This is a genomic window from Proteiniphilum sp. (genome assembly GCF_040307845.1).
In the GTDB taxonomy this organism is placed as follows: Bacteria; Bacteroidota; Bacteroidia; order Bacteroidales; family Dysgonomonadaceae; genus Proteiniphilum.
Map to the genome: position 1 here is coordinate 1 of NZ_JAWRIS010000049.1, position 22,547 is coordinate 22,547.

A 22,547-nucleotide genomic window follows, 5' to 3' on the forward strand; every position below is an offset into this window, starting at 1 on the left:
GGACTGTTTCTCGCTCTTGTAGCACCTCTAAAACAACTTTGGTTTTAAACCCGGAACTGTAAGTTTTCCTTTTCTTCATGACAACAAAAATAATACAATTTATTAATGATACTTGTTGTCCAAGATTTGGGGGTAATTATAAATCGACGGACAGCAATGTAATATTTTATCTTAAGTATAAGATTCTTTTATCCATAATACTCAATATGAGCAGAGTTAATTATATATATATCAACAAATTATATAATATGAATGCCTTGTTTGAAGCAAAAGCGAATGAAAAAAAGAGCAGCAAACAGATACTGATCAAGACGATAAAATGATATAATCTGATAATTATCATTAGACTTCTTTTATTGGCTAAAGGCTTTTTGTCAGAATCTACTGGTCTATCCATTTATCTTTATTCTGTACCATAAACACAGTCCAAATGGGTTGTAATTTTGTGGCGTTATCGAAACAAAATAATTTCAACTCAATACTGTTTATTATGGCACAAATTGAAGTCGCAACATTAGCGCATGTAGACCGGTTCGCCGAATTATTCAATGATTACCGGATATTCTACGGGCAACCATCGGATTTGGAGAAGGGAAAGGCTTTTCTCAAGGAACGGATAAACAATCATGAGACGGTTGCGTTTCTGATAAAGCAGGACGATAAGTATGTCGGATTTGCCCAACTATACCCGTTGTATCATTATAAGTCGTTAAAACGGCAGTGGCTGCTGAGCGATCTGTTTGTCGATCCGGCATATCGTGGGTTTGGATTGGCGGTGGCGCTTATCGACCGGTGCAAGCAATTCTGCGACGAGACGGATGCTTGCGGATTACTGCTGGAAACCCAGAAGACAAATATCATCGGCAACAATCTATATCCCAAATGTGGATTCGAACTGGACTGCGAACATAACTACTATAACTGGTGGAGGGGCTGAGGACGCTCTACCGTCTGATAAACTATGGATACGATCAGGACAAACTTGTCAATCATCCATCAAAGGATGGAGGCGGCTTGCCGAAAAGCGGGCCGTGATGTGGACGATGTGCGGTTATTACTGGCGACGAAAACTGTTCCGGCTGAAAGGATCGCATTCGCACTGGAATGTGGCGAGGCGCTGATCGGCGAGAATAAAGTGCAGGAACTGAAGGAGAAAAACGAGGCACTGCGTCCGTACAATTATGAAAGTCACTTTATAGGCCATCTGCAGACCAACAAGATCAAGGATGTATTGAAATATGTGACTTGCATCGAATCGGTGGACCGGCTCGATGTAGCCCGGAAACTGGATCAGAGGCTGCAATTTGAAGGTCGCTCGATAGATATCCTGGTGCAGGTAAACACTTCGTCCGAAGAGAGTAAGTTCGGCATTGATCCGGCAGAGGCCATCCCGTTTATCAGGGAAATCGCAAAATATGATACGCTTGCAATAAAGGGATTGATGACCATCGGTTTATTCAGTGCCGAAGAGGAGAAGGTAAGGAGATGTTTCCGGTTACTCAACAATATCCGGCAGCAGGTCGTGGAGGAGGGTATCGCCAATGTGGAGATGAGAGAGCTGTCGATGGGGATGAGCGGTGATCTGGAAATAGCCATCGGAGAAGGTGCGACCATCGTGCGGGTAGGTACTGCCATCTTTGGGCGGAGGATTTATCCCGACAGCTACTATTGGAACGAATCGAAACGTTGATATCGGTTCAGATATTTGCTGATGGATAGGGTGGGATACTTCCGGATCGAAAATCTGACAAGGCTACAGATACTTGCCGAGTATACGCATTCCTTTTTCCAGATTAGCTTCGGAAAGGGAGGCATATCCAATCCGAAGGCCCTGCACCGGCTGGTCATAACTGAACCTGTCCGGCGTATAAAAGCTGACCAGTTCCGCATTGACTTTTTCCTTTATCCTGAAAAAATCGATATCCCTGGCCGGTTTCAACCAGAAGGCAAGTCCGCCATCCGGTTTCTTGTAGGTGACTTTCCCTTTCAGATAATTCTCCAGAAGCGACGAGAAGAAATCCCTCTTCGCCAGATAATGACTGTGCATCCGCTTCTGATGCCTACGGATATCACCGGACAGCATTAGGTCCAAAATGGATTGCTCCATAATGGCATCACCCTGCAAATCGACAATCTTGCGTAATTTTCCGATACGGATGATAAATTCGGGCGTGCTGACAATATAGCCTATCCTGATGGCCGGTGCGATCAGTTTGCTTAACGTGCCGATATAGACGTAGTGCCGTATCCCTTCGAAGGCGGATAAGGGCATCACGGGACGCTGGGCGAAGTGGAACTCGTTGTCGTAATCGTCTTCGATGATGGTGAAACCATATTGGTTGGACAGTCCGATCAGTTGCAGTCGCCGTGCCAGGCTAAGGGTGACGGTCGTCGGATATTGATGGTGGGGAGTCAGGTAGACCGCTTTCACCGCATTGGTTTTCAGATATGCCTCGATCCTATCCACATTGATGCCCTCCTCATCGACATCAATAGGAACCAGCGTTGCCCCGGCATGCTGGAAGGTGCGCCAAGCCGGACTATAACCGGGATTCTCCACCAGCACGATATCTCCCTTTTCGAGCAGGCTGTGGGCTGTGAGGAACAGTGCCATCTGGCTTCCCCGTGTGATGCAGACCTCCGGCAGAGAAGTCTGCATGCGCCTGTTTTGGTTCAGCATATTCGATATGGTCTCCCGGAATTTCTCGTCGCCGAATTCACTCGCCAGATTCATGATCTGCCACTGCGCCTTGCGGCTGAAAATACGGCGATAGGCCCTTGCCAGCTCTTCGACCGGCGTGCAGGTGGTATCGGGTAGTCCGTCATCAAAAAAGATCAGGTCGTTGGTGTAGATCTCTGTTGTTTTAACCGGAGTTTCTTTCTTTTCAGCCGCCCGGAATATCCGGATTTTATCTGACACACGGGTTTTCTTCCGCTCTTCCGAAACAAGCCACCCTTCACTGGTCAGGATATCGAATGCCAGGACGACGGTATTCCGGTTGACAGACAGCTCTGTCGCCAGTTGGCGTGTGCTGGGCATCGTCTCACCGACTTTCAGTATTCCCTTTTTGATATAGTCGATTATCTCGTCGGCAATCTGGAGGTAAATCGCCTTTTTGCCGGATCTATCCAGCTTCGATTGTAGTTTGGTAAAGTCCACTTCCGGTCTGTCTATTGCTTCAACGATGGTATTTTAATAGGCTATTTTCTTGTTATCCAGTTCAACGTTAAAGCTTACTCTTGCCCCTAAAGCTTCGAATACTTTTAGGATGGTTGTGAATCTGGCATCTGTTGTACTGTTCTCAATCTTGGATATTTGTGCTTTCTTCACACCGACCAGTTCACCCAATTCTTCCTGCGTGAGATTGCGTTCCTGCCTTGCTTCTTTGATTGCATGCCCTAACAGGTCGAGACGAAGTTCGTTCTCGAATTTGTCACGTTTCTTTGTGCCTTTTTTGCCGATATATTCATCGGTCAATTCTTCTAAACTATATGTTTTCATTTCTTTGTTTCTTTTCATTAAAATATTTCTCTCTCAATATTTCTGCCTTCTCGATTTCACTTTTCGGGATTTTATCGCTCTTTTTAATCAATCCATGCGTTGAAATTACCAGTGTATCTTCTTTGTCTGTCTTATCCCAAAATGCAAAAAGGCGGTAGTAGGTCTTGTTGAATTTTGTTCGGAACTCCCAGATTTCACCCTCTAATTTCTTAAAAAGCTCTTTATCATTTATGCTTCGAGCTTTTCAGATATTGTAAAGGATCTTATCTCTTGGCTTCTCTTCGAGTTGGTCCAAAAAATCCTTGACCTCTTCTAAAAATTGAACCCTAAACTTGTAATCTTCCATTTAGCGTCATTTTTATGCGAAGATAAAAGTTTCTTATTTGGGAAACAATTTTTTTTGGTAATTAATTTTACTCGCTGAAGTTAGCAATGCATGGTGTAAATAGGGAATGTGTTTGAGTGTGTTGCCTGAAGACAATTGGTAGGGCCATTTTTTGTCTTTTCCACCATGTTCCATATCTTTGTGATGAACAGATTAATTATAAACACAATGACTCCGATAGAATTAGACGCTAAACGAATGGGTATTCTACGACGAATTCTTGCTATAGAGGATGAGGCATCCTTGCAACAGATTGAGAATTTGCTTCAAAAGCTTGAACTGCCTATCATGAGAGGTTATTCTCCCGAAGCACTGCGTGATGCTGTAGTCCGTTCACAAGAAGACATCCGGAATGGACATACATATACCCAGGGGCAAATGCGAGCCAAACACCCAAGGAAGTGAGACTTATTTGGACAAAGACTGCTTATTGTCTTTGTCGCAGGGGAAACAAGGAAGAGACAGTAGATTTTAACGACATTATTGTATATAAGAAGAAGTTCTTTTGTATTTTTGAACAAGTATAATTGAATGGCTATGGATATTCGTTTTAATAAGAGCCGCTTCCAAAGGTGCACAAAATGACAGAACTTGAGTTAAGCATAAAATCTCACTTTGGGATAATTAAGCCTAATGAATTAGAGTCGATTACGTCCCTGTTCAGGCCGGAAACTTTGAAGAAGGGCGATTATTTCCTCCAAACAAATAAGAAATGCGAGAGGTTGAGTTTTGTACAATCGGGTTTTCTTCGGATTTTCATTGAAACGGAGAGTAAGGAGGTTACCCAATGGATTTCAACCAAAGGCTATTTTGTGACAGACCTGTCGAGTTTTATCTTCGACAAACCTGCCCGTTGGACAATTCAGGCCTTGACCGATACCGAAATTTATACGCTAAACAAGAGGGACTACAAAGAAATCATCAACACAATTCCCCAATGGGCCGAACTGGAAAAAATGTTTATCATCCACTGCTTTATCACGCTTGAAGAACGGGTTCTTAGTCATCTTTCCATGTCGGCCGAGGAGCGATATCACTTTTTCTTCGAGAACAACAAGGAGCTGTTCAATCAAGTTCCATTGCAGTATATTGCCTCAATGCTTGGCATGACACCGGAAACTTTTAGCCGGATAAGAAAAAATCAGTTTTTATAAATTCTTGATTTTTGTCAAGTCGATATCGCCAAATAAGATAGACCTTTGTGGTGTTCACTCAAATAGAAAACAATCCAAAGGCTATGACAAAAGAAATCAAAACTGAAATTCTTATTGAAGCATCTCCCGAAAAGATATGGGCAATCTTGAGGAATTTTGAAGAGTATCCAAACTGGAACCCATTTATAGTATCCATAAAAGGTAAATTGGAAGAAGGAAGTAAAATCAAAGCCAATATCAAACCGCCTGATGGGAAAGAAATGATCTTCAAGCCAACCATATTGACCAAGATAGACAATAAAGAGTTGAGTTGGTCAGGTAAGGTGCTCATTGATGGCCTGTTTGATGGTGAGCATAAATTCGAATTGATTGACAATGGGAATGGTACAGTCACTTTTATTCAAAGTGAGGTATTTAGAGGTGTTTTCGTATGGCTATTCAATCCACAGAAAACAGAAAATGGGTTTAATGAAATGAATAAAAGGCTGAAAGAACTTGCAGAAAACTCTGTTTGTGGATGACAATACAATTCCCCTGAATCTTTCCATATTACTTATCCTTCTTTGCAGTACGAATTATTTTTCTTAATTTTGAGCAAGTAAAAACGAGAATTGGCGCCCAGGCACTTCCAATGAAAATGAATAAGAACAATAAAAATAATGTACCTCTCTTTTCTTCCAATCTGTTTTGGGACGTAAATCCTGATGATCTGGATATGGAGCAGCACAAAAGTTTTATTGTCAACCGTGTGCTCGATTATGGACAGTGGGATGATTGGAAAGCCATACTCGACTATTACGGGTTGGAGCAAATCGCTTCCATCGCCAAAGGGTTAAGAAGCCTCTTCCCGAAATCATTGGCATTTATATCGACAGTTTCCCGTATCCCTGAAAATCAATTCCGATGCTACGAACATTTACAGTCGAAAGACAAACTCTGGCACTTCTGAAACAGCTACAACAGATGCCCTTGTTAAAACTTCGAGGCTGGTCGGGGAAACTGCCCTTGCTTTGTTGTTAGGTCACAGAAACTCCATAGACCTCGATCTTTTCGGTGAATTCCAAAATTCGCATATTGATTTTTTGGATGCGTTTGGTGACGAGGGGCTTACAGTTAATTCCTTACAAAATACGAAATCCATCCACGTTTTTGAAATAGAAGGGGTAAAAGTCTATATCGTAAACTATCCCATACCTAAAATGTATATCCACACTACATGGGATGAAGTAAAATCACTCATTAAAGAATCAGTAGGGAAAAATTCCGTATAAAAAACGAAAGTAAATGTTACCCTCATTTTGCAAACGAGAGTAAATTCTTTGTGTTTCTATCCTTGTATTGAAAGCACTACCCAGACAGAATGAAATTCTTGCCATATGCTCTGTGCAGTCGTACCCCCCCCCCGACAAAAACAACCTTTTACATTTCTAAATCCATTCAGGTTTACCATGCATTAGGATTTTCTAATCCCATAGCTCCAATTATTCGGGTACAGCGGAAATTGGGGAGAGAACATCAAAACAAACACTCACCACATATTACAACCCACTTCCCCAATACCAGACCGCATCCACCCTCAAAGCCCCCAGCTTTTAACCAACGAATCATTCAGTTACACCAGATAAAAAATAGACCGGCTCATTTCAATATAAAAACCAGGTCGCTTCGCTCCCCGATTTTCTCATTACTCCCTGAATCGATTAACCAATATCAAAAACGTCAAAACTGCATTTTCTTTCTGTATCCCAGTCCCTCATAAATACGCACACCGCAAAGATACGGTGGCTTTTGGTGTAATCTTGTAAGGTCAATCCCTTCGGGCTTTCGATGGAATCTCCAATTCCGCTCGTCATGGAGGCAATATATTACTATTGTCTGCCGGCCAAGTGGAACGTAATGGGCCAATCCCTGCATTTCCAAAGCAGATATAGCCCCTATATGGAATTTCTTACCTAATTGGCTATTATAGCACGACAAAGCACTAAACAAGGTCGGTTCTTCACCTGTCCTGTACATCACGCCATCATCTATGGCCGTAAGCCATTGCGAATTACGGTAATGTCTCTGCAGTAATGAGTTTATTTTTGTTTGTCCTGTTGCAGTCATACTGCAAATATGCTAAAAATATTAGACTATATGCTTCTATATCAGAATTTTTATGATTATTCTCCATCGGCCTGATGGCCGGCATACTCTCGACTTTGCTGATTTGCTTCGTAATTCGAGAACTCAAATAAAAATGTCTTCCTTTATGCTCCTTATATGGTATATCTTACTCTGTATTATGTCTAATTCCATGAGCTATTTAATTATAATCAAATTCTCCCATTCGATTAAAAGTTCAGGAGTGATCTCCTCAAAAGATATTTTTTCGGATATACTCTGCGCCTTTTATCGATGGCTACATATTTAGGTCTCTGTTCACAAATTCATCCCACTCTTTTTTAGAAAACTCGAAGCCGGAGAAATAGACTTTTAGTTTTCGATTGTGCGTAATCCGCCAGAATATGGGAGCCACTTCTTCAATATCATATCGATATTTTCTCACCAAGCTAACAGAAATATTTCTATTTTTGTATTTAAAATGGGTTGACTTGATAAATAATTGTCACTCCTTGACATGGTTGATAAATAATTGGCGTTACTTGGCATAATATTAATATTTTAAACGTTAAATTCCGGGTAAACAATGGATAAATAAAGATAGAAAAACACCCATATATAAGCAAAAATATCAATAATGTTTAACGTGGGTAAATTTATAAATAATTACAAATCAATTATATGAAGATAATGATAAATAACGAAAAGAGCCAACGATTGCTTCCCAAGGTGATGGTCGCAAGTTCGAATCTCGTTTGCTGCTCAATCACCTACGGTTTTCGACCGTAGGTGATTTTTTTGTTTTAGTCTCACCATAGTTCATAATCATCGAAAAAACAAATCGATGGAGACACTATACAAAATAAATTGTATGTTTGTTTCTTAAACTGAGATATTATGAAAAAGTTATCCTTTCTTATCTTGTTGATTTTATGTGTATCCTGCAGAATGAATACTTCTACCGGTGAAAAAAACGTTGAGGTAGTAGACACAGGAATTGATGAAACCGAAAATCTCAACCATTCGGAAGAGATATTGATATTGGAGACCTTGGGTAAGGAGTACGGTGGTAGTGATCCACATATTTCCAGATTAACGCTGGAATCACCCAACTCTCCTGATTTTATCGAGGGCTTCTATTTTGATGATGCCAATCTGGTCTTTCAGATAAAAGGTGATACTGTAAAAGCAAGGCAGGTGCTGGAAGATGCTTCCGGAAGCAGTAAATTCAAATTAGAAAAGATAGATGGGAACAAATATTCCCAGAAAGAATTGAATATTATTTGTGAGGAGTTGAATGAAAAATTCAGAAAATTGGAAAATAATAGCGTGAAAAGAAATATGAGTAGCTGGGGTGTAGGTTCAGATCATGTATATATTAAGTTGATGGTGAACACTCCGCAAAAACGTGGAGAGTTTCTGAAAGAGGTAATGTATTCTCCGGCTTTCCGTTTTGAAGGGCGGGAATTTCCTGTTATCAATGAAATGGTAGGCGTCAGTGATACGTTGGGTATTTCTATTCGTCCCGAGTATCCGGTCTTTTCGACCGAATCGTATCAAATCAAATTTATGCTTGACAATCAAAGCGGTTCGGATATCATTTATGGGGATATGTATTTCATTACCTTTGAAGATGAAAACGGTATTTGGCGGGAATATCCAAGAGGTGGAATCGTTCATGCAATAGGTTATATCGTAGAGAATAACACACAAGCAGAGCTGAAAGCATCTCTTTATCCCGATGTCTTCCCGGGCAAGCCGGGTCGTTACCGCTATTTTAATGACGTGAGAGTGGACGGAAAAGGTATATTATTAATGGTCGAATTCAGATTATCATCAGATGAAAATGAGCTCAAAGCTGCAAAGAAAACTGTTCTACCAAAGAGCTGATCTTTAATCGGGACGTGAATCACTTCTTATAAATACATTTTAAATTTCCAATGCCAGCAATTTATCATCGAAATATTCTGTCTCGATAAGGAATTATATCTGCCCGAAAATCTTTTCAAAATAGATAAAGTATGAGAATAAAAAAGACAATATATACCAGCGGTATTTTATCTCTTGTTTTGTTCGTAAGCTGCATGCCTAAACAAAACGGACAAACATTTGTGCCTGATCAGAAAAAAGATTCGACAGAAAATGAAAGAATCAACACTTATTTGAATTCATTGGACATCCGGATGGAATTAATGGATTCACTATTTTTCGGGAAAGTCGATATGATAGAATATGTTATAATCAATAAATCCGATTATGATCTACGTTCAGGTTCAAAGTATGATATCAGACAATTTGAATCAGGACAATGGAAGCAGCAGATACCTTTAAATACAATATGGCCTGACGAGGAAATTATCGTACCTGTAAAAAGTAATAGACGTTTTAAAGCATCTATTCATTATCTCAATTTAAAGCCGGGTAAATACCGGATAGAAAAAGAATATGAAATTCATCTTCCATCTAAACGAACTGCAAATCCTCATTTTATTACTCTTTTACATGAGTTTGTGATAAATTCTAAAAACTCGTAATAATAGTGTCCATAAGGTTCTTATACGGTTTCCATAAATAAAATGCATCATCCGGTCTAAACTGAAAAAGCAAGAGTGAATTTTCTGTATTTTCGACCGGTGGAAATCCTGGATACCATCACCGGTGCAGTAAAACTATCAATGGAGACGGAGGAAATTTGTTGCCATTTGCCGAAGCTCATCGTTCCAATCAGGCACGTAAGGAATTTCTTCACCACTTTCTATTATTATCTCACAAAAACTAATTAAACAGTATTGGAACACGTCAACCCTAAATGGGCTGGAAAATAGATTTCCAGCAAAAGTTAGGAATAAAAAAGGGACGAAATTATTCGATGATATTTTGTTAGATACAATAAATTGTATCTTTATGGGCAAGTTGAAATTTATTTACATCACAGTCTGTCTATTTTCATCATGTGAGAAGAACGATATCGATTTTGAAGATGCATACAAAAAAGTTATCGGGAATGGTTAAGTTTCAAGGAATCATCCAATAGCAGTTATAGCTATACCGTAATAGAAATGTTTTGAGTAGGGCTGACATGAAAACATATTTTGAGGCTAACAACAGGGGGCTTATATTGAGGGAAATTTTATAAACCGACAATGTTAATTCTTGCTCCTGTACTCACTGGGAGAAATACCGGCTGTTTTTTTAAACATCCGGCTGAAATGTTGGGGATATTTAAATCCCAATTCATAAGCAATCTCGTTGATAGTCTTATCACTATTGAAGAGTTTGTCTTTGGCAACGTCGATGATTTTGGCCTGAATATAGTCCTGGGCAGATTTTCCGGTTTCTTTCCTGATCAAATCTCCAAAATAATTGGCAGAGAGGTTAAGCTCACCAGCGCAGTAAGCCACAGACGGCAACCCTATTTCCGTAGGATTATCCGATGAGAAGTAACCCTTCAATAAATTTTCAAATCTCGCCAGAATACCTTTATTGACATCCTCACGGGTTATGAATTGACGGTCGTAAAAACGTTCGCAATAATTGAGGAAGAGCTCGATGCTGGAAGCAATCAATGTTTTGCTATGCTTGTCGACCGAATGTTGCAATTCATCATTTATTTTGGAAAACAAATCCAGCACCAGATGTCGTTCCTTTGCCGACAAGTGCAAGGCTTCGTTGGTATTGTAGTTGAAAAAGGTATAATCGTTCATACGTCCGGCAAGTGAAGTGCCACGTATCAGGTCGGGATGAAAAACAAGTGCGTTCCCTATCGGTTGGTAGAAGTCCGTTTTATTTTCAACGTCTATAAACTGTCCGGGAGCAATAAAGACCAGTGTCCCTTCCTGATAGTCGTAATAATGGCGTCCGTATTTCAAATCACCACAAACAACCTCTTTCAGAAAAACACAGTAAATCCCGAAATCCATCTTATTACCTGTCCGTTCCTTTGCTTTCGAGAAATCAATCACACTCACTAACGGATGTAGCGTTTCGTGATTGTTAAAGTCATTGTACTGGCTAATTGTATCAAAATTGAGAACCTTTTTCATTGCCGTCATAATTTGTTAGTACAAATTTAATCATTCAGATAGACAATCAGTTCTTTTTATATGATAATCTGTAATATTGGTAGAACAAACAGTAATATGTATACGCTCATAATATACTAAATCCCGAAATTTGTAATTGATAAAAAGCATATGGTTTAATTAATAATTAGTTGAATTAAAAATAGAAACATTATGAAAGGGACAAATAGTGGTCGTCGCAAATTCATTTTATGCTTGCTCCGCTCCCGGCAATGACAGGTCAAACCAACAATATGAATGATACAACCGCAGAACACGTGTATATAGTATTACTGGCATATAAAAAACCGTTGGCTGAAATAGACAAGTACGGTAAGGAGCATGTTGCTTTTCTCGACAAGTATTTTGCCGCGGGAAAATTTATCGTTTCCGGGCGCCAGAATCCAAGAACGGGAGGTGTAATCATAGCACATAAAGTTACAAGAAAGGAGTTGGGGGAAATCCTGGAGGAAGATCCTTTTCTTCAACACGGCCTTGCCGATTATAATATCACCGAATTAATTCCCGTAAAATATCAGGAAGCATTTAAAACTTTTATAACAGAATAAACCAAAGAAAATATGAAAAAGGAAAATCATTTCTCCCGCCGCAAATTCATTACCACCGGTACATTGGCAACTTCGTCGATTGCTCTGGGATCGATGGGATTTATGCAAAGTTGCGACAGAAGAACAACTGCCAATACACAATCCGGGGAAAATACCGGCAAGGTACAGTTACCGGTAAGGAAATTGGGATCACTCGAGGTTTCTGCTATGGGATTTGGTGCAATGAACTTTGTACACGCATACGGAACACCTATTGCTGACAGGAATGTGGCGCTTAAAACTATCCGGCACGCTTATGACCGGGGTATCCGACTCTTTGATACCGCTGAGGTATATGGCCCCTTCACAAGCGAAGAACTGGTCGGAGAGGCTTTGAATGATGTCCGTAAGGAAGTCGCCATAAGTACGAAATTTGGTTTTGAAATTACGCCCGAAGGTAAGTCTATCGGGAGAAACAGCCGCCCCGAATACATCAAACAGGTTTGTGAGCAATCGCTCCGCAGGTTAAGAACAGATTACATAGACATCTATTATCAGCACCGGATCGATCGAATGTGCCTATTGAAGATGTTGCAGGTGCTGTTAAAGACCTTATACAGGAAGGAAAAGTAAAACATTTCGGACTGTCGGGAGCAGGAGCAGCCACCATCCGTAGAGCCAACGCAGTTCAACAGGTAACCGCCGTGCAGAACCATTACGCTTTCTGGTCGAGGCAACCCGAAGTAGAAGTATTGGGCGTTTGTGAAGAATTAGGTATCGGCTTTGTACCGTGGAGTCCTCTGGGAATGGGTTATCTGACCGGTACGGTATCAGCCGAAACCGAATACCTTCCCGGTGATTTACGGTCGACAGGAAGTTTCCCCCGGTTTACTGTTGAAGCCCGCAGGGCAAATTGGGAAGTAGTGAATCTGCTGAACCGGGTAGGCAGAGACAAGGGAGTAACTTCGGGGCAAGTGGCATTGGCATGGTTGTTAGCTCAAAAACCGTTCATTGTTCCTATTCCGGGCACAACTAAAATTGCACACCTCGATGAAAATATATCTGCACTCGATGTCGTCCTCAGTGAGCCGGATATGAAAATATTAAATGATGGTTTTGCCAATATTACAATACAGGGTGCTTTTTCAGGAGTTTCCCAGATGGAGGGGATGGATTTTGGCGAAAGGGAAGGAACAACTTCGGAAGACGGTCATGGCTTATCACCCCTGCCGAGCATTACCAGACAACCGTCAGTCAGGTAGCCGAAGAAAACAGGACTGGTTATTTGCCGCCACTCAAAACAAAAATTGACAACATCGGGAACTGCGACTGAGGAACTATGCCCGAACAGCAACATATTGGCAGGCTATTCAACCAAAGGCGGTATCGAGAGGGACGGGATTATATTCGTCATGGAAGATGAAAAGGAGAAACAGGTACAAGAGGACGTAAAAGAGTGGTTACCGGAAATAGGTTCAGTCAAATAGGACTACTCATTTGCCGGAATAAGTAAAATGGATACGGAAACTGGTATTTTGTTGAAAATACAAGGAATGTATCTGTGAAGTTTAATGATTAAATAAGTATGAGTATGAAGAAAATAAGTTTATACATAGCAATAATCACGCTGTTACTGGGTATATCCGGTAATATAAATGCACAAAACCGAATGTTGGACGAGAAACAAAGAAAGATAATCACTATTTCCGCACTTACCGCTAAAGGTGATTTGCAGAAGTTAAAAACAGAACTGAATGCCGGACTTGACGCCGGACTTACTGTCAACCAGATAAAGGAAGCATTGGTACATCTTTACGCTTATTGCGGATTTCCCCGCAGTATCCGTGGACTGCAAACTTTCATGGAAGTGCTGGACGAAAGGAAAGCCAACGGCATTACCGATGAATTGGGTGCGGATGCCTCTCCCATAAACGATGATGGTAACAAGTATGAAAGGGGTAAGAAGATTTTGGGAGAACTCACCCGGACGCCCCAACCCGAAACACTTTCGGGATATTCGGCTTTTGCTCCGGCCATAGACTCTTTCCTGAAAGAACACCTGTTCGCAGATATTTTTGAACGGGATGTACTTACCTATGCAGAAAGAGAACTGGTGACAGTATCGGTAATCAGCTCGATTGGCAAGGCCGAGCCTATGCTGCGTTCGCATCTGACGATTTGCCTGAATGTAGGCCTTACCCCGGAACAATTAAATGAATTTGTCGAGATCATTCAATCGACCATAGGCAAGAAAGAGGGTAAATCTGCCCGGTCGGTATTGGATGATGTTCTTGGAAACAGGAAACAATAAAGGAAAGGGTTCGGAGTATATTTGCTCGACCAGCCCGGACGTGGAGAGGCAGGTAAAAGTTCCGTCGGGATTGGAAATGGCAAAGATCTGGGCAGCAACCATCAATAAGCACGGAGGTGATGCCACCGTGGTGCACCTACCGGAAATAGGAATCAAAGGCAATACGCTTTTTCCTTTCTTCGACTTGAGCAACATTGAAATTGCCGACCAACTTTCCAAATGGTTAAAAGAAAAAAGATTGGATTAACATTAAAAGAAACAATATGAATCAAAATTTAAATTTCAAAGGAATGAAAAAAGTAACATCCATAATTGCAATAGCAACATCAATCGCAGCTACAGATGTGGCAGATGCGCAGTCCGTTCTGAATGAGCGTCAACAAAATCCTTATGGGCTCGTGTATGATGGGGCAATAACTCAAAACGAAAAGGGTAAAGTAAATATCCACCCTGTAACTTATGAAGTGAACGGGATTGAGATAGCAGCCAATGTATATACACCTGCCGACTATGATCCATCAAAGAAATATCCGGCAATAGCAGTTGCACACCCCAATGGAGGCGTAAAAGAGCAGGTAGCGGGTTTATATGCCCAACATTTGGCAGAGAATGGCTTTATTGCAATAACGGCAGACGCAGCCTACCAGGGTGCAAGTGGTGGACAACCCCGTAATGTGGATAAACCTGAAAACCGTGTTGAGGATATACACGGGATGGCAGATTACATTTCCCAATATAAAGGGGTTGATCCTGATAGATTGGGAGTACTCGGTATCTGCGGTGGCGGTGGTTATACGTTAAAAGCCACACAAACCGATAAAAGGTTCAAAGCGGTTGCGACGCTAAGCATGTTCAATTCCGGTATGGTAAGACGTAATGGCTTTATGAACTCACAATATGCAACAATACAGGAAAGATTGAAACAGGCATCCGAGGCAAGAGCGTTGGAAGCAGCAGGAGGAGAAGTGCGATATATCGGGGGTGGTCCTGCGGCTACGGATGAACAAATCGCTGCGATGCCGTTCGAGATGTACCGTGAGGGGGCTATTTACTACGAACGTACCCATGCGCATCCCAATTCGGGAGCTTACCCCAACTCCGGAGGTGCTTATACGGTAAGCAGCCTGATTGATTTGATGGCTTGGGATGCAACCGATCAAATTGAACTGATTAACCAGCCTTTGTTGATGATGGCAGGTAGCAAGGCCGACAGCTATTATATGACAGACGACGCATTTAATAAGGCGATCAATGCGAAGAATAAAGAATTGTTCCTTATTAATGGAGCTACGCATATAGAAACATACTGGAAACCTGAATATGTATCACAAGCGGTAAAGAAACTGGTTAGCTTTTATCAAACCAACCTCTAAAAAAGAAATGTTATGCATAGATTAAATTTGATTTTTTCTGCATGTCTTATCGTTATCATGACGGCATGCAGCAACAAGTCCGGTAATACTGAAAGTACAATGAAAGATAGTAATGATGTTCAGCTAAATGCAATTTTTCCTAAAGGTGAAGAAATCAGCAACAACAACTTTGAGGGAGTTGCCTACCTGCAATGGTTGATGAACGATACCGAAAACTTCGACTGTACGCTTGGTAATGTAACATTTGAACCCGGATGCCGCAACAGTTGGCATTCTCATCCCGGCGGACAAATCCTGATTGTTATAGCCGGAGAGGGATATTATCAGGAAAGGGGCAAGCCTATCCAGCTAATCAAAAAAGGAGATATTATCCCTATCAAACCCGATGTAGTCCATTGGCACGGGGCAACACCCGACAGCCCAATGGAGCACCTCGCCATAGGAACCCGCAGCAATATGGGGCCTGCGGTGTGGTACGAACCGGTTAGCGATGAGGATTATTACAGCTATAACAAATAAAACTGTCGGAACGACAGCCATCATTCTTGATAAGATCAGACTAACAGCCATCGTCGGAGGGAACGAGGTTGTTTATCCTTTCATGGTTACAGAGGTGTATGTAATGATTGGCGGCAAGTGGAAATTGGGATCACTTTCGTTCACCCGGTTACTCGAACGTTAGAAGGTTTTTTTATTTTATTAGTCAAAAATAGAGCCATAGAAGGGTTGAAGTCCGCACTTCAACCCTTCAGCTACTAGTGAGCGGGAGCCTCCCTCTCGCAATTACCGATTGGGGGTTTCCCATTTTTTTGTATCTGTACAAATAATATCCACTATCTGGTCTCCCACCTGGATACGAAAATCGCCTTCCTCCAGGATCCATTTCCCATCATAGCCAACAAACGCGAGATCGGCCCCTTTTAACTTCAGGGTTACTGTTTTTGTCTCACCAGGGTTCAATGCCACCTTCTCGAACGCGCGAAGGCGACGAACATCAGGAGTCAAGGAGGCTACCCTATCGCTGCTAAAGAGTAACACGCTCTCTTTACCTGAGAGATTACCGGTATTTGTCACATCCACCGTAAAAGTGAGTTCATCGTCAGAGGCAAACTCCGGGCGGTCCACCTTGAGGTCGCCGTATTCAAATGTGGTGTAGCTTAACCCATAACCAAACGGCCATTGCACCGAGACCTGCGCGTCGTAATTATACGCGCCCTCCATTTGCTGACCGATGTGTTCACTGGGTTTGTAGTCGTAGGTAATCAGTGAGTTGATCTCTTTGGGGTAGGTGAAGGGAAGCTTTCCGCTGAAGTTCACATCACCGGCAAGCAAGTTGGCCAACGCGTCACCGCCGTAGTTTCCCGGGAGCATGACATGGACAATGGCACTGGCCAGTGGCTCGATGTCAGCGATCAGGCGGGGCCGTCCTTCATTCAATACCAGGATGATGGGTTTACCCGTGCGGGCAAGTGCCGCTACAAGGTCGAGCTGATTCTGTGAAAGTGTGAGATTGGTCAAGTTACCCGGTGTTTCACAATAGGAATTCTCGCCAATGGCGGCGATGATGTAATCCACATTGGCTGCTGCGACTACCGCCTTTTCAATCTCGGGGGCGTTCTCTTCATGCCACAGGCCGCCCTGCTTGTAAGTAACCCCAGGTTCGTAGGTGATATTCTCGGCACCGAACTTGTTGGTGAACGATTCGAGAATGGTGTTGTGCCCCACCGCCAGTTCATCCGCCTTGTCGCCCTGCCAGGAGTAGGACCAGCCACCGTTGAGGGTACGCATGGAGTTGGCATTCGGGCCGGTAATCAGTATTTTTTTTCCCGCGGCCAATGGGAGTATGTTGTCTGAGTTTTTCAGTAACACCAACGACTCCTCGGCTGCCTTGAGGGCAACGGCCGCATGCTCATCACTACCAAAGAGGGGAAAATCCTTTAGATCGTAATAGGGCTTCTCAAACAGGTTGAGACGGAACTTCATACGCAATACGCGGCGGACAGCATCATCGATGCGGCTCATCGCCACTTCACCTTCTTCCACCAGCTCTTTCAACAGGGTGCAGAAGTTCAAGTCGTACGGATCCATCGACATATCGATTCCGGCATTGATAGCAATCTTGATCGCCTCTTTCTTGTCTTTGGCAATACGGTCGCGTGTATATAAGTTGTTGATATCCGCCCAGTCAGTCACTATCACGCCGTCCCAGTTGAGATCTTCTTTCAACCACTCGGTCAGCAGTTCGTGGTTGGCATGGAAGGGGAGTCCGTTGTTTATCCCCGAATTTACCATGATAGAAAGGGCGCCTGCGTTTACCATCTCGAGGAAGGGTGCGAAATGCTTCTCACGCATGTCCTGCACGGTGATGGAGGAAGGAGTACGGTCTTTGCCGGAAACCGGCACACCATACCCCATATAATGCTTCATGCAAGCGGCTACGCTATTCTCCCCGATCCGGTTAGGGTTGTCGCCTTGAAAACCAAGTACCGATTCGCGTCCCATCTCGGCGTTCAAATAGCTGTCTTCGCCATAACTCTCCCATATACGGGACCAACGCGGGTCACGTCCCAAATCGGTCACAGGGGCATAGGTCCAGGGAATACTTCCCGCTTTTGTCTCGTAAGCAGAGATACGTGCTCCTTCACGCGTCAATTCCCGATTGAAGGCGGCGCCCATATTGATGCTTTGAGGAAAGAGGGTACCCCCCAGCGTATACGTGGTTCCGTGAATCTGGTCAACGCCATAGACACAAGGAATGCCGATTGCTTCCATCGATTTTTCCTGGATACGTTGAATAATTTCCTGCCATTTCTCCGGCGTTTGCGCCACGCCGTTGGGCACATTCAGTATTGATCCCACCTTGTATTGGCCTATTACAGTTTCGAGTTTCTCTTCGTCGAGCTGGAATTCTTTGGCTCCTTCCACAGCCTGAATACGTTGATAAAGGGCCATCATCATCTCCTGTGAAGGCATCTCGTTTTCCAACGGAAAATCTTTTTCCAGCTGATAATCCCTGATAATCTTCTTCAGGTCGTTCACCGTCATTGTTTGAGGGTTGAGACCGGCAAAAGGATTGTTGCGTTTTTGGAGCAAGTCGATGGCCAGCTCGGTCATCTGTCCCACTTTCTCGTCGAGCGTCATTTTTTGTAACAGCGCCTCAATTTGTTGTTCCATCTGTTTGTCCCGTGGAATCGCGGGAGCAACGCGTGACTGGGCCGAGGCCGACCAGACCAGTCCGAGCAAAGCGATGGATATTATTATTTTCTTATACATTTTATTCGTTTTTGTAAAAAAGAAGCACCTTGACACACTTTGAACATGGCAAGGTGCCCCATTCAGAAAAATGGATTATTTCTTTGTCAAGACAGTAAGGGGTTCCTGCAATTTCAAAATGTCATTTGTCTTTTCGGAAAAAGCAGTTACTTCTGCTTCCAATACGGCTTTGATATCACGAGAAGAAGCACCTACCAGAAATTTATATGTCCCTGCATCCACTACCCAGGAAGAGGCAGATTCATCGTATGAGGCCAGGTCGCTCGCCTTTACTTTCATCGTGATGAGAGTTGTTTCACCGGGGTTCAACTCTTTGGTCTTTGCGAAAGCTTTCAATTCCTTTTCAGGTTTGTCTATCTTTTTGCTCTTGGGCGCAGCAACATAAAGCTGAACAACCTCTTTCCCGGCAACTTTTCCGTTGTTTTTGATGTCTATGCTCACGATGTATTCTCCGTTTTCTTCTTTTATCGATGGATTGCCGTATTCAAAAGATGTGTAAGAGAGGCCGTAACCAAAAGGATAAGATACCTGTTTGTCGAAGCTGTCGAAGTAACGATAGCCAACGTAAATATCTTCTTCATAATTGGTATAATCCACATTCTTCACGTCATTTTTCTTACCTCCCTTATGGGTTATGTCGATGTTTGCTTTCTGATTGACAGGGAAGTTGGCAGAAGAGGCCGCATCCTCAAATTTTACGGGGAAGGTCATCGGCAGCTTGCCCGATGGAGAGGCTTTGCCACTCAATACGTCGGCTACGCTGTTTCCTCCTTCCTGACCGGCTTGCCAAGCGCAGAGAATGGCGTCGGGCAGGTTTTTCCATGAAGCAGTTTCAATCACTCCCCCGATATTCAATACCACCACTACTTGTTTTCCGGAAGCATGGAATACTTTGGTTACGTCTTGCAACAGCTTTAGTTCTTCATTACTCAGGTTGAAGTCGCTGGTTGTGCGATCTTCGAACTCACCGGACATTCGTCCCAAGGTAACCAACGCCACATCTGTATTGACTGCCTGTTTTTCAATCTGCTCGAGAGTTAGCGCCATTTCCACGGGACGGGGAGTCGGCATAAAATGTGCGAACTGATTGGAAGGATCCGGCGCATTCCGTTTATTTTCTTCCTCTATATATTGCTCGTATATCGGCTTCAGTGATTCATCTACTGTGTATCCCGCATTCTTCAATCCATCCAGCAACGATACGGTATATGCACGATTCACATTACCCGAACCGGTGCCCCCGGCTACGAAATCGTATGAGGTGCATCCGAACAATGCTACATTTTTAACGTCGGAGGACAGGGGCAGCACGGCATTCTCATTTTTCAATAAAACCATACCTTCGGTAGCCGACTGGCGTGTGATGGTCGCATGTGCTTTCAGGTCAGGATTGTTGGAGAATTTATATCCTTTGAAATTGGGTGTTTGCAATATCATTTCAAGAATACGTTTCACATTTTGGTCGAGGATGGTCTCATCGAGTCTGCCCTCATTCACCGCATTTACTATATCTTCAAACTGCTGATCGGTACCGGGTTGCAGCATGTCGTTGCCGGCTATCATTTGGGCAACGGCATCCTTGCCGCCGAACCAGTCGGTCATCACGATGCCGTGGAAGCCCCATTCGTCGCGTAATAATGTCGTCTGCAATTCCTTATTCTCTGAGGCGTATGTGCCGTTCACATAGTTATAGGAAGACATCACCGTCCAGGGTACGGATTCCTTCACCGTGATTTCAAATCCTTTCAGATAGATCTCGCGCAAGGCACGGGGAGATACCCGGGCATCATTGGCCATGCGGTTCGTCTCCTGATTGTTTACCGCATAGTGTTTGACAGAGACGCCTACCCCGTTGCCCTGCACACCGCGCACGTACGCAGCGGCAATCTTCCCGGAGACCACAGGGTCTTCGGAGTAATACTCGAAATTGCGTCCACAAAGAGGATTGCGATGAATATTCAATGCTGGAGCGAGCAATACATCCGCTCCATACTCCAGGACTTCATTTCCTATCGCCTTACCCACATTTTCCACCAATTCCTGATCCCAGGTAGATGCCAGCAGCGTGCCAATGGGGAAGTGCGTGCAATAATAGGTGGCGGAATCACCTTCACGGGTGGGGTTGATCCGCAGTCCGGCAGGTCCGTCGGCCAAAACAACAGCCGGGATGCCAAGCCGTTCGATAGGGTAGGTGGTTCCTGCGGCTCCGGGTACCAAGCTGCGGGTTTCACCAATCACCGCATTTTCGCCTGTAAATCCGGCCATTCCGGTTCCAATTACCAGATGCGCTTTCTCTTCGAGGGTCATCGCGGCAATTACTTCATCGGTCGATGATTTTCCAAGTTGTGGCACGTTAGGTCCGCATCCCATTAAGGTGGAGGCGGCAAGTGTCATTGATAATATTTTTTTTTTCATATTTTCTAAATATATGATAAATCAATTCGAGGAATTTGTCGGTTAATTACCTGAATAGCATGGGGGCGAACTCAGTAAGGTAGATACGCCAGTTCTTCCAGATATGTCCTTCGCCCGTCTCTCTATATGTATATTTAAATCCTATTTTGTCCATCTGTCTCATGCTGTCGATAACGCCTTGATACAAGAAATCGGTATTTCCACAAGCGATCCAATACAATTTGAATCCGTTATCTTGCTGCGTCTTCAGTTTTGCCACAAACTCTTCGGTGTACTTTCCTTTGTCTTCGCTGTCGGGCATCATCATTGTTGCGATCGGAGGGGCAGAAAACACACCCACATAGTCGAAGGTATTGGGATATTGAGCAGAAATCGCAGAAGAGTGCATACCACCCATAGATAAGCCGGCAACCGCACGATGTGCTTTGTCTTTTTTCACCCTGTAATTGCTTTCCACAAAGGTCAAGATGTCCCCAAAGCTGTCTTCCATGCTGGCAACGGCTTGGCGAGGGCCTCCTCCCATTACGGGGGCATAGGCACGACTTGACTCGCCGGGAGCCGCGGCATTTTGAGTATGGCCATTTGGCATCACAATAATCATTGGCTCCGCTTTTCCCTCGGCAATCAGGTTATCCATGATCTGCGCTGTACGTCCCAGCGCGATCCATGCTTCTTCATCACCGCCTGATCCGTGCAGCAGGTATAACACGGGATAGGACTTGTCGCTGCCTTCGTATCCCGAAGGAGTATAAATGGTGACGCGACGTTGTTCCTCTAATGTGGGACTGTTGTACCAGCGACGGGCAACAGTGCCGTGCTTGACATCGTTTACACGGTATAAATCGCCCGGGTTGCCAGGGACAATAAACACATTGGTTACCGAGGCCACGTCGCGAATCATATATATATTTGAAGGATCGGTTGTCTTCAACTCATCAACGATGAATGAGTAACTATACAGTTCGGATGGCAACGGTTCCGGGGTGGTAAATTCCCATACCCCATCTTTGCCCTTGGTCAGGTCGGCTACGCCGGGTCCGTCGAACTCACCAAATGGTGTACTGATCTTTTGGGTCGGCAGGAAATCCCCTGTTACCTGTACTTTTTCTGCTTTCGGAGCATTGAGCCTGAAAGTAACGCTGTTGTTGTTATGAATTTCCGGAGAAATCACGGGAGCTCCTCCCCAAAGGGCCTGTTGGGCAAACGTCATGGCGCACATCAACAGGGCTATTATCACGATTGTTGCTTTTTTCATTGTTGTTTTTATTTATGCTGGTTTATAACAATAGTTCGTTATAAAAACTTAGTCCATTAAGCGGCAATTTTGCCCCAATGCCTAAGTTCGTTGATTATTTTTTTATTTTTCTTTGAGTTCGGGTTGATTCCGAACCTGCAAATAAATCTGTTGAGTAATAATTCGTT

General features: G+C 43.4%; 22 protein-coding genes and 2 pseudogenes. 16 read left to right on the forward strand and 8 right to left on the reverse strand.

Translation table 11 applies throughout. The features are described from left to right. Positions 1-490: 490 nt before the first annotated feature. A complete protein-coding gene (locus tag ABV001_RS11870) occupies positions 491-937 on the forward strand; it encodes a GNAT family N-acetyltransferase (protein WP_352423007.1) in 447 nt (148 codons plus the stop codon). 24 nt (positions 938-961) lie between these two features. Next, complete coding sequence (locus ABV001_RS11875; RefSeq protein WP_352423008.1) at positions 962-1,690, forward strand: YggS family pyridoxal phosphate-dependent enzyme; 729 nt, start codon at positions 962-964, stop codon at positions 1,688-1,690. 63 nt (positions 1,691-1,753) lie between these two features. Here ABV001_RS11875 and pdxR read toward each other — a convergent pair whose 3' ends face one another. Genes pdxR through ABV001_RS11890 form a run of 3 tightly spaced genes read right to left on the reverse strand, consistent with a single transcriptional unit; the run spans position 1,754 to position 3,734 of the window. Further along, positions 1,754-3,160, reverse strand: coding sequence for a MocR-like pyridoxine biosynthesis transcription factor PdxR (gene pdxR / locus ABV001_RS11880; protein ID WP_352423009.1), 1,407 nt, complete (start codon positions 3,158-3,160; stop codon positions 1,754-1,756). Positions 3,161-3,193: 33 nt separating this feature from the next. Further along, positions 3,194-3,502 (reverse strand): helix-turn-helix domain-containing protein, encoded by a 309-nt coding sequence (locus tag ABV001_RS11885; protein ID WP_352423010.1) that lies wholly within the window; start codon positions 3,500-3,502, stop codon positions 3,194-3,196. After that, positions 3,489-3,734, reverse strand: a complete 246-nt coding sequence (locus ABV001_RS11890; RefSeq protein ID WP_502929885.1) for a type II toxin-antitoxin system RelE/ParE family toxin — start codon at positions 3,732-3,734, stop codon at positions 3,489-3,491. Before ABV001_RS11890 ends, ABV001_RS11885 begins: the two co-directional genes overlap by 14 nt. A 321-nt stretch (positions 3,735-4,055) precedes the next feature. Between ABV001_RS11890 and ABV001_RS11895 the strand changes: the two genes are divergently transcribed. The 4 genes from ABV001_RS11895 (at position 4,056) to ABV001_RS11910 (ending at position 5,990) form a co-directional block, all read left to right on the forward strand. Further along, positions 4,056-4,292 (forward strand): hypothetical protein, encoded by a 237-nt coding sequence (locus ABV001_RS11895; protein WP_352423011.1) that lies wholly within the window; start codon positions 4,056-4,058, stop codon positions 4,290-4,292. A gap of 176 nt (positions 4,293-4,468) precedes the next feature. Further along, positions 4,469-5,041: a Crp/Fnr family transcriptional regulator gene (locus tag ABV001_RS11900; RefSeq protein ID WP_352423012.1), complete on the forward strand. Its 573-nt coding sequence runs from the start codon at positions 4,469-4,471 to the stop codon at positions 5,039-5,041. A gap of 83 nt (positions 5,042-5,124) precedes the next feature. Continuing rightward, positions 5,125-5,562, forward strand: coding sequence for an SRPBCC family protein (locus ABV001_RS11905; protein WP_352423013.1), 438 nt, complete (start codon positions 5,125-5,127; stop codon positions 5,560-5,562). Positions 5,563-5,678: 116 nt separating this feature from the next. Then, positions 5,679-5,990, forward strand: a complete 312-nt coding sequence (locus tag ABV001_RS11910) for a DUF6922 domain-containing protein (RefSeq protein ID WP_352423014.1) — start codon at positions 5,679-5,681, stop codon at positions 5,988-5,990. Positions 5,991-6,760: 770 nt separating this feature from the next. Here ABV001_RS11910 and ABV001_RS11915 read toward each other — a convergent pair. After that, on the reverse strand, positions 6,761-7,147 hold the full coding sequence (locus tag ABV001_RS11915) for an AbiEi antitoxin N-terminal domain-containing protein (RefSeq protein WP_352423015.1): 387 nt from the start codon (positions 7,145-7,147) through the stop codon (positions 6,761-6,763). Between the two features lie 945 nt (positions 7,148-8,092). Here ABV001_RS11915 and ABV001_RS11920 point away from each other — a divergent pair. Together ABV001_RS11920 and ABV001_RS11925 are read left to right on the forward strand one after the other, a co-directional pair. Then, positions 8,093-9,034 (forward strand): immunoglobulin-like domain-containing protein, encoded by a 942-nt coding sequence (locus ABV001_RS11920; protein WP_352423016.1) that lies wholly within the window; start codon positions 8,093-8,095, stop codon positions 9,032-9,034. Between the two features lie 131 nt (positions 9,035-9,165). After that, positions 9,166-9,678 (forward strand): immunoglobulin-like domain-containing protein, encoded by a 513-nt coding sequence (locus ABV001_RS11925; RefSeq protein ID WP_352423017.1) that lies wholly within the window; start codon positions 9,166-9,168, stop codon positions 9,676-9,678. Positions 9,679-10,290: 612 nt separating this feature from the next. Here ABV001_RS11925 and ABV001_RS11930 read toward each other — a convergent pair. Continuing rightward, a complete protein-coding gene (locus ABV001_RS11930; RefSeq protein ID WP_352423018.1) occupies positions 10,291-11,187 on the reverse strand; it encodes a helix-turn-helix domain-containing protein in 897 nt (298 codons plus the stop codon). Between the two features lie 272 nt (positions 11,188-11,459). On the opposite strand from ABV001_RS11930, the gene ABV001_RS11935 reads away from it, so the two are divergent. The 8 genes and pseudogenes from ABV001_RS11935 (at position 11,460) to ABV001_RS11970 (ending at position 16,119) form a co-directional block, all read left to right on the forward strand. Further along, entirely contained in the window at positions 11,460-11,774 is a 315-nt protein-coding gene (locus ABV001_RS11935; RefSeq protein ID WP_352423019.1) for a YciI family protein, read from the forward strand. A 222-nt stretch (positions 11,775-11,996) separates the two neighbouring features. Beyond that, positions 11,997-13,015, forward strand: a pseudogene (locus tag ABV001_RS11940) (aldo/keto reductase). A gap of 45 nt (positions 13,016-13,060) precedes the next feature. After that, positions 13,061-13,240, forward strand: coding sequence for a hypothetical protein (locus tag ABV001_RS11945; RefSeq protein WP_352423020.1), 180 nt, complete (start codon positions 13,061-13,063; stop codon positions 13,238-13,240). 104 nt (positions 13,241-13,344) lie between these two features. Further along, positions 13,345-14,064 (forward strand): carboxymuconolactone decarboxylase family protein, encoded by a 720-nt coding sequence (locus tag ABV001_RS11950; protein WP_352423021.1) that lies wholly within the window; start codon positions 13,345-13,347, stop codon positions 14,062-14,064. An 88-nt stretch (positions 14,065-14,152) separates the two neighbouring features. Beyond that, positions 14,153-14,311, forward strand: a pseudogene (locus tag ABV001_RS17290) (alpha/beta hydrolase); the annotation flags it as partial. 43 nt (positions 14,312-14,354) lie between these two features. Continuing rightward, positions 14,355-15,437, forward strand: coding sequence for an alpha/beta hydrolase (locus ABV001_RS11960; RefSeq protein WP_352423023.1), 1,083 nt, complete (start codon positions 14,355-14,357; stop codon positions 15,435-15,437). Between the two features lie 12 nt (positions 15,438-15,449). Next, positions 15,450-15,956 (forward strand): cupin domain-containing protein, encoded by a 507-nt coding sequence (locus tag ABV001_RS11965; protein ID WP_294082446.1) that lies wholly within the window; start codon positions 15,450-15,452, stop codon positions 15,954-15,956. Continuing rightward, complete coding sequence (locus ABV001_RS11970; protein WP_294082444.1) at positions 15,928-16,119, forward strand: hypothetical protein; 192 nt, start codon at positions 15,928-15,930, stop codon at positions 16,117-16,119. The genes ABV001_RS11965 and ABV001_RS11970 overlap by 29 nt, the downstream gene beginning before the upstream one ends. Positions 16,120-16,220: 101 nt before the next feature. On the opposite strand, the gene ABV001_RS11975 is transcribed toward ABV001_RS11970, so the two are convergent. From ABV001_RS11975 to ABV001_RS11985, 3 genes are all read right to left on the reverse strand, one after another. Further along, a complete protein-coding gene (locus tag ABV001_RS11975) occupies positions 16,221-18,710 on the reverse strand; it encodes a glycoside hydrolase family 3 N-terminal domain-containing protein (RefSeq protein ID WP_352423024.1) in 2,490 nt (829 codons plus the stop codon). Positions 18,711-18,785: 75 nt separating this feature from the next. Next, positions 18,786-21,125 carry a glycoside hydrolase family 3 C-terminal domain-containing protein gene (locus tag ABV001_RS11980; protein ID WP_352423025.1) on the reverse strand — a complete coding sequence of 780 codons (2,340 nt, stop codon included), beginning with the start codon at positions 21,123-21,125 and terminating at the stop codon, positions 18,786-18,788. 46 nt (positions 21,126-21,171) lie between these two features. After that, entirely contained in the window at positions 21,172-22,380 is a 1,209-nt protein-coding gene (locus ABV001_RS11985) for an alpha/beta hydrolase-fold protein (protein ID WP_352423026.1), read from the reverse strand. Positions 22,381-22,547 lie beyond the last annotated feature (167 nt).